We start from the raw sequence: 6855 nt of genomic DNA on the forward strand, positions 1-6855 counted from the left end.
CCTAGGTAAAGCGCTTAACCTTGTAGGTCGGCATTTATGCCGTCATTTATTTTGATTTTGTAATTAATGCTGATGGGTTAAAGCTCAACCTACTTAAAGAAAGTACTAGGTTTAACAAACAGGTGCTAGGAACTCACTCATTTTAGCCTTTGATTAGCTTAGCTAAAACGAAAAAACGCTGCGTTTATGACGCAGCGTTTTTGTTTTTAGGCTTTAATCTTTTAGGACCTAGGACCTAGAACCTAGAACCTAGAACCTAGAACCTAGAACCTAGAACCTAGAAGCGAAGCGTCCTAGAACCTAGAACCTTCTTTTACCTTAATTACTTAGCTCTTAGTTGCTAAACTCTTAGTTACTTAAGAATTCAGCTCTTGTCGCTGGGTTCGACTTAAATTTGCCGCCTAGCGCTGTGGTGGTGGTTGAGCTGGTTGAGTCCATCACGCCACGAGATTTGACGCAGTAATGCACCGCATCCATCTTAACCGCTACATCTTGAGTGCCTAATAACGCCTGTAGCGCCACTAGAACCTGTTGTGTCAGACGCTCTTGCACCTGAGGGCGCTGAGCAAAGAAACGCACGATACGGTTAATTTTAGACAGACCGATAATGTTCTCACGTGGTAGGTAAGCCACGGTTGCCACACCGTCGATGGTGACTAAGTGATGTTCACAAGTACTGGTTAAGCTGATGTCGTTAACCTTAACCATTTCATCAAAGCCCATCTTGTTTTCGATGACGGTGATCTTTGGAAAGTTGGCGTAGTCTAGGCCTGAGAATATTTCATCGACATACATTTTGGCGATACGACGTGGTGTATCCGCTAAGCTGTCATCGCTTAAATCCAGTGACATTAAGGTCAAGATCTCACGCATATGATGCTCAATCTTGTCTTTGCGTACTTCAGCGGTTAGCTCGCTAGGTAGCATCGGCGTTTCTAAGCCGCGCTCCATTAATGCAGCTTTTACTATTTGAGCAGATTCACTGAGGATTGCTTCTCTTGATGTCATAAGTTCCTCCTTCACCATAAACAATGAGTGGTGATTTTCGTATCCAGTGTACTAGGGCCGTCAGTCTTATTGAGACTAAGTTATCTCAAAAAAATAAGTTATCTCATGAAAAAATGAATAGTTTGAGTGGCAACTATTTGCATTGTATTTAGAGAGGACGGGAGAATAGCGCTATTTGCTGTAAATATACACCGAAAACCGCATTGGAGATAAGAAAAACCGACTAATTTAGTCGGTTTTTCTATTTGAGACATTGTAATGCTAGATCCGCAGTGGCTTTTTAAGCTGCGTTAGCTTTGAAGCAGTTGCTGTTGGATGAAAGTCCACTGTTCATTAAAGTGCTTGGTCGGCTTGAGCTTAAACTCACTACGCACAAACTGAGCGATGCGGCCTTCGGCTACAGCAAGCAGTAAGTTAGCTAACACGGCTTCATCGAGCTCAAAGCCTTTACCTTCACGTAGACTCTTCTCGCGTAAAATTTGCTTTAAATGCGTTTCAATCTTCGAGAATAACTGGCTAATACGGCTACGCAGGCGTTCGTTTTCACCCAGTAGTGCATCACCGTTTAATACTCGCGAGATCCCTGGGTTGCGCTCGGCAAACACCAACAATAGTTGCAAGAGTTGCTGGCAACGTTTCATGGTGTCTTTTTCTTCGTCCATGATCAGGTTGATACGAGAGAGTAGCGATTCTTCGATAAACTCAATGAGTCCTTCAAACATACGCGCCTTGCTAGGAAAGTGACGGTAGAGCGCCGCTTCTGATACGCCAACTTCTGCGGCTAATTTAGCTGTGGTGATCCGTTGTCCTGGGCTCGTTTCTAGCATTGTCGCTAAGCATTGGAGGATATGCTCACGACGATTTATCTTAGGGCTTGCAGCCATTTATCTGTCCTTCACTCGATTACTACTGAGCGAGACGGCAAGGAAACTTTGCTCCATGCTATCCATTTAAATTGATTACGCGAGGTTCGCTGAAATCTGTTATTTGGTTCCTGAGTGGCCAAATCCACCTGCGCCGCGATCAGACTGATCAAACTCATCGACAAGTTTAAATTCAGCCTGTACAACCGGTACAAATACCAGCTGCGCGAGTCTATCACCAATTTCGATTGTAAAAGGCTCACTGCCACGATTCCAGCAAGAGACCATTAATGGTCCTTGGTAGTCAGAATCGATAAGTCCAACAAGATTACCCAATACGATACCGTGCTTATGGCCAAGGCCTGAGCGAGGTAAAATCACCGCAGCTAAACTAGGGTCTGCCACGTGAATAGCAATGCCTGTCGGGATAAGTACGGTTTCACCCGGCTGTATTGTTAGCTGGGTGTCGGTGATGGCGCGAAGATCCATGCCTGCACTGCCTGGTGTGGCGTAAGCGGGTAGCGGAAATTCTGTGCCGATCCGTGAATCGAGGATTTTTAATTCGATTGGTGTCTTCATTAGTTTTTTATTTTATTCGCTATTAGGGTGAGCAATTGCTTGGCTAGCGTGTCTTTATCAACAGCGGGTAGCTCTTGACTACCATCGCTCCAAAACACGCTCAATGCATTCGCGTCGCTATTAAAACCAATGTCGCTATTAGATACATCGTTAGCGGCAATCATATCGAGCTTTTTACGGCTTAACTTACCACGAGCATATTGCTCTACATCATTGGTTTCAGCTGCAAATCCGACGGTAAATGGTCGGTTAGCATGGCTGGCAACGCTGGCTAAGATATCAGGATTTCGCACTAGCGCAAGCTGCATCTGCTCAGCTGATTTTTTAATTTTATTTTCTGCGACTTCAGCGATTCGGTAATCGGCAACGGCTGCGCAGCCGATAAAGATTTGATGCTGTTCAACCTGCGGCATCACCGCGTCTAACATCTCTTGAGCCGACTCAACATTAATGCGAGTCACGCCTGCTGGCGTCGCTAAATTGACAGGGCCTGCGACCAGAGTCACCTCTGCGCCCATCTGCGCTGCCGCTTTAGCCAGTGCAAAGCCCATCTTGCCTGAGCTATGGTTGGAAATATAACGCACAGGATCAATCGCTTCACGGGTAGGACCCGCTGTGAGTAGCAGTGACATACCTTGCAGTAACTTAGGGCCAAAAAAATCAACGGCCTTGTCGGCAATAGCGACAGGTTCAAGCATTCTGCCAGGACCGACTTCACCGCAAGCTTGTGAGCCTGAATCTGGCCCCCAAATCTGTAAACCTCGCTGCGCCACTTGCGTTAAGTTGGCTTGGGTTGCGCTGTTGCGGTACATCTGTTGGTTCATTGCCGGGCAAAGTACCACAGGTGCCTCGGTGGCTAAGCAGGTCGTTGTAATTAACTCGTCTGCCATGCCAGCGTTTATGCGTGCGATAAGGTTTGCTGTCGCTGGGGCAATAATGACCAAGTCGGCCCAGCGTGCTAATTCAATATGCCCCATGGACGCTTCGGCCGTGGGATCAAGCAGATCGGTTGCTACCGGATAGCCTGAAAGTGCCTGCAAAGTGAGCGGGGTAATAAATTCCTGCGCACTTTGACTCATAACCACGCGGACGTCTGCGCCGCGCTCTTTTAATTTCCGTACTAGGTCAGCAGATTTGTATGCGGCTATGCCGCCGCCGATGCCCAGCAGTACTTTTTTGTTATTGAGACCCATACTTAACTCTTTCCATAATCACTTTGGCGATAAATGTTTCATCACGCTGCAGATGTTGCGGCCTAAGATATCACAAACCGCTAAATGGTGATGAACAACTTCCAAAAATCTAGACCATACTCATAGAAGAAAACAACAGGGAGGTTGTGATGGCGATTAAGGATTGGCCCGAAGGGGAAGCACCGCGAGAAAAATTATTAAATAACGGGGTGAAGCAGTTATCGGATGCTGAATTATTGGCGGTATTGCTTAGGATTGGCGTAAAAGGCTTAAGTGCTGTTGAGCTGGCAAGAACTATGCTAAATGAGTTTGGGGGGCTTAGAGGCCTGCTTAGCGCGTCTCAAATGCAAGTTTGTAGGCAAGATGGAATAGGTCCGGTAAAATTTGCGCAAATACAGGCTGCAGTGGAATTAGGTACGCGAATTTCGCAAGAAAAACTACAAAGAGGAAATTTTTTATCTGATCCTGATTTAACTCGGGACTATTTAATGAGACAATTGTCTGATCGTGCTTACGAAGTGTTCGCTATTTTATTGTTAGATAGTCAACATAGGGTGATTCAATTCGTTGAATTATTTAGGGGCACAATCAATTCAGCATCGGTTTATCCACGTGAAGTGGTGAGCCTAGTGCTTGAAAAAAACGCTGCGGCTGTAATCGTGTGTCACAATCACCCCTCAGGGATTGCAGAACCAAGTTCAGCCGATAGACGAATTACTGAGCGATTGAAACAAGCCTTACAAACTATCGATGTTTCCTTGTTGGACCATATGGTTGTGGGCGATCGAGAGATAGTTTCTTTCGCTGAACGGGGATGGATAGATTAATCTATCCCTTGATCTTTGATTTTAGATCCTGTATAAAATGCGCCCTCTGTTGTGTGCCTCAGGCGACGGCCGTGTTCGAGGTGCATTAATGCTCGAGCGTTAAATATATTGTTTTGGAGAAGATTGACATGTCAAGAGTATGCCAAGTAACTGGCAAGCGACCAATGGTTGGTAACAACCGTTCGCACGCGAAGAATTCAACGCGTCGTCGTTTTTTACCTAACCTACAGAACCACCGTTTCTGGTTAGAAAACGAAAAGCGTTTCGTACAGCTACGTATATCTACTAAAGGTATGCGTATCATCGATAAAAAAGGTATTGAAGTTGTTATTGCTGAACTTCGTGCCCGCGGCGAGAAGGTGTAATAAACCATGGCTAAAGCTAAAGGTAATCGTGAGAAGATCAAGCTAGTTTCTAGCGCTAACACTGGTCACTTCTACACGACTGAAAAAAACAAACGTAACATGCCTGAAAAAATGGAAATCAAGAAATTTGATCCAGTTGTTCGTCAGCACGTTATGTACAAAGAAGCTAAAATCAAGTAATTACTTGTTTAAGCATCTTGGAAAAAGCCTCTATTTATAGGGGCTTTTTTTTGCCTAAAATTTGGCATTACTCTGCAATATCATTGTTTTCTATCCCGCTCATTCGTCATTGGTGACTTAATTTTTCACCTAATTCCTCGCGCGGCTTTACTTAATAGCCTTAGCACAAATAACACCAATTTATGCCTGTCAGACGTACTTTACCCTAATGTAAAAATAAACAGTTAAATTGAAAATAAATTCTTTTTAAATGAATATAAATGCAATACTATCTCTTGAAGTTACTAAATTCTGTTATTCAGATGAATGTATATTTACTCTTGAGGTGATTCTAGCGTGCGTACCACTGAACTTGTTGATGGATTTCGTCATTCCGCTTCCTATGTTAATGCCCATAGGGGCAAAACCTTTGTTGTGATGCTGGGCGGTGAAGCCTTAGCTCAGAAACAGTTTCGCGCCATTATCAACGATATTGCATTGCTGCATAGCCTAGGGATCAAAATCGTCTTGGTGCATGGTGCTAGGCCTCAAATTGATGAAGCCCTCGCGCAATACAGTCTGCCTGCCGAATATTACAATGGTGTAAGAGTTACGGAAGAAGATGCTCTTAAGGTGATTAAGCAGGTTGTTGGTGGCTTACATCTCGACATTACCGCGCGCTTGTCGATGAGTTTAAGTAACACGCCTATGCAAGGTGCGCAGATCAATGTTGTTAGTGGCAACTTTGTGATTGCACAACCGCTAGGAGTTGAAGATGGCGTCGATTATTGCCTCAGCGGTAAAGTGCGCCGAATTGACAGTCAAGGCTTGAAACGTCAGCTTGATAATGGCGGTATCGTATTACTTGGGCCTGTCGCCGCCTCTGTGACGGGGGAGAGTTTTAATCTTACAGCTGAAGAGGTTGCTACCCAGATAGCCATCAAGCTTCAAGCGGATAAGATGATAGGTTTTAGCTCGCAGAAAGGTATCTTAGATGAGACCGGTCAGGTCATCGCCGAATTGATGCCGACAGATGCGCAAACTATTTTAAATAACCTGTCACAAGTCACGCCACTGTGCGTGGGAACAAAAGCTTTTTTGCAGGCAAGCATTGATGCGTGTCGTAATGGCGTGAGCCGCTGCCACTTTGTTAGCTACCTCGATGACGGAGCCTTGCTACAAGAGCTTTTCTCTCGCGATGGCATTGGTACTCAGATTGTGACTGAAAGTGCCGAACGCTTGCGTAGAGCGTCGATTAGCGATATCGGTGGTGTGTTAGATCTCATTCGTCCATTAGAGCAAAAAGGAGTTTTGGTCAGACGTTCACGTGAGCAGCTTGAAATGGAGATAGAGCAATTTATGCTGATTGAGCGCGATAGCTTAGTGATCGGTTGCGCTGCGTTTTATCCATTCGAGGAGGATAATGCAGGGGAGTTTGCTTGTTTAGTGGTGCACCCTGATTACCGTGATGCCGATAGAGGCAGCTTGTTGCTACAAAATATTATTGGTCAGGCAAGAGTGAGAGGCTATTCGCGCTTGTTTGCCTTAACGACTCGCAGTATTCATTGGTTCTTAGAGCATGGCTTTAATATCGTTGAGGTTGATGAGTTACCTGAGAAGAAAAAGCAGCTGTATAACTACCAACGAAAATCGAAAATCCTGGCTTTGGAGTTGTGAGTCCACTCTTAGAACGTGACCCTTTGATTTTGAGCTTAAAAGAGCCTGATATGTTGCTTTATCGATAATCAATGGCCCCACTAAACAAAAAAGCGAACCTCAGGTTCTAATGCCGATCATTTAGCAGTTTATTGATCGGTTGACCGATCTTTATAAGATGGCAAAATCCGAGTGTTTTTAAACA

General features: G+C 44.9%; 8 protein-coding genes. 4 read left to right on the forward strand and 4 right to left on the reverse strand.

The window, feature by feature from the left end:
* Positions 1–348 precede the first annotated feature (348 nt).
* The 4 genes from folE to coaBC form a co-directional block, all read right to left on the reverse strand.
* Positions 349–1008, reverse strand: coding sequence for a GTP cyclohydrolase I FolE (gene folE / locus ACVBJC_RS20155; protein ID WP_447162698.1), 660 nt, complete (start codon positions 1006–1008; stop codon positions 349–351).
* Positions 1009–1298: 290 nt separating this feature from the next.
* On the reverse strand, positions 1299–1892 hold the full coding sequence (slmA, locus tag ACVBJC_RS20160; RefSeq protein WP_220760941.1) for a nucleoid occlusion factor SlmA: 594 nt from the start codon (positions 1890–1892) through the stop codon (positions 1299–1301).
* A gap of 99 nt (positions 1893–1991) precedes the next feature.
* Positions 1992–2450 (reverse strand): dUTP diphosphatase, encoded by a 459-nt coding sequence (gene dut / locus ACVBJC_RS20165; protein ID WP_447162697.1) that lies wholly within the window; start codon positions 2448–2450, stop codon positions 1992–1994.
* Positions 2450–3643, reverse strand: a complete 1194-nt coding sequence (gene coaBC, locus ACVBJC_RS20170) for a bifunctional phosphopantothenoylcysteine decarboxylase/phosphopantothenate--cysteine ligase CoaBC (protein ID WP_447162696.1) — start codon at positions 3641–3643, stop codon at positions 2450–2452. The genes dut and coaBC overlap by 1 nt, the downstream gene beginning before the upstream one ends.
* Before the next feature lie 149 nt (positions 3644–3792).
* Between coaBC and radC the strand changes: the two genes are divergently transcribed.
* The 4 genes from radC to argA all read left to right on the forward strand — a co-directional run bounded on the left by radC (position 3793) and on the right by argA (position 6671).
* On the forward strand, positions 3793–4470 hold the full coding sequence (gene radC / locus ACVBJC_RS20175; protein WP_447162695.1) for a RadC family protein: 678 nt from the start codon (positions 3793–3795) through the stop codon (positions 4468–4470).
* Between the two features lie 128 nt (positions 4471–4598).
* On the forward strand, positions 4599–4835 hold the full coding sequence (gene rpmB, locus ACVBJC_RS20180) for a 50S ribosomal protein L28 (RefSeq protein WP_012157028.1): 237 nt from the start codon (positions 4599–4601) through the stop codon (positions 4833–4835).
* Positions 4836–4841: 6 nt separating this feature from the next.
* Positions 4842–5015, forward strand: a complete 174-nt coding sequence (gene rpmG, locus ACVBJC_RS20185) for a 50S ribosomal protein L33 (protein ID WP_012275560.1) — start codon at positions 4842–4844, stop codon at positions 5013–5015.
* Between the two features lie 336 nt (positions 5016–5351).
* Positions 5352–6671: an amino-acid N-acetyltransferase gene (gene argA / locus ACVBJC_RS20190; protein WP_447162694.1), complete on the forward strand. Its 1320-nt coding sequence runs from the start codon at positions 5352–5354 to the stop codon at positions 6669–6671.
* Positions 6672–6855 lie beyond the last annotated feature (184 nt).

It is taken from the genome of Shewanella sp. 0m-6 (assembly GCF_052977325.1).

Coding starts and splice junctions, on each gene's coding strand:
- folE (WP_447162698.1), bottom strand. CDS start 1,008: ATGACATCAAGAGAAGCAATCCTCAGTGAATCTGCTCAAATAGTAAAA.
- slmA (WP_220760941.1), bottom strand. CDS start 1,892: ATGGCTGCAAGCCCTAAGATAAATCGTCGTGAGCATATCCTCCAATGC.
- dut (WP_447162697.1), bottom strand. CDS start 2,450: ATGAAGACACCAATCGAATTAAAAATCCTCGATTCACGGATCGGCACA.
- coaBC (WP_447162696.1), bottom strand. CDS start 3,643: ATGGGTCTCAATAACAAAAAAGTACTGCTGGGCATCGGCGGCGGCATA.
- radC (WP_447162695.1), top strand. CDS start 3,793: ATGGCGATTAAGGATTGGCCCGAAGGGGAAGCACCGCGAGAAAAATTA.
- rpmB (WP_012157028.1), top strand. CDS start 4,599: ATGTCAAGAGTATGCCAAGTAACTGGCAAGCGACCAATGGTTGGTAAC.
- rpmG (WP_012275560.1), top strand. CDS start 4,842: ATGGCTAAAGCTAAAGGTAATCGTGAGAAGATCAAGCTAGTTTCTAGC.